This window comes from Vibrio sp. 1978 (assembly GCF_033344345.1).
Genome location: NZ_JAWPOP010000397.1, coordinates 1 through 743 on the forward strand (window position 1 = coordinate 1; position 743 = coordinate 743).

A 743-nucleotide genomic window follows, 5' to 3' on the forward strand; every position below is an offset into this window, starting at 1 on the left:
CTCTTCTGAATAAAGCTTCAACCGTGTCCAACTCCAACTTGCATTGCTCTTCACTGGCATAGTCGCTGCCCGACAGGCGATTCTCACGAATCTTATTCAAACGTTCAGGCGTAATGGTTAAGCCAAACAGTTTGTGGCGATGCACCTCGAACTCTGGCAACAAACGCATCATCTTGACGTCTTCGGCAATAAACGGGTAGTTCACCACGCGCAAGCCAAACTGCATCGCCATGTACAAACTGGTTGGTGTTTTGCCGCTGCGCGATACACCAAGCAGAATGATATCCGCCTGTTCCAAGCCTTTCAGTGTAATGCCATCGTCGTGAGCCAAGGTGTATTCGATCGCCGCAATACGGTCAAAATAGGTATCGGAATCTTTCCCTACACTGCGAGAGCGCTGCAACTTCGGGGCGGGTGCCATCTGAATGTCGTCTTGCACCTTTTGTACAATGCTTTCAAGCACATCGTAGCTGTATGCCGGAGCTTCTAGCAGCATTTCGCGTACACCAGGCACCACAATCGAGAAAAACACCAACGGTTTAACGCCATTGCGTTGGTAGGATGTTTCAATTTCTTTAACAACATCCGCAACTTTGTCTTGGCTTTCTACAAAAGGAAAGGTTTTTTCATTAGGAATGAAAGGAAATTGACCAAGAACAACATGGCCCAATGTCTCACATGTTATCGCCGTACCGTCAGAAACATAGAACACATCACGACTTTGGTTATTTATTTGCATTTCT

General features: G+C 46.7%; 1 protein-coding gene. It reads right to left on the reverse strand.

Features of this window, described 5'->3' with window-relative positions; genetic code table 11:
• On the reverse strand, window positions 1-739 hold a 739-nt coding region (locus tag R8N49_RS26840; protein WP_318190415.1), incomplete at its 3' end, for a pyruvate, water dikinase regulatory protein.
• Window positions 740-743: the final 4 nt, after the last annotated feature.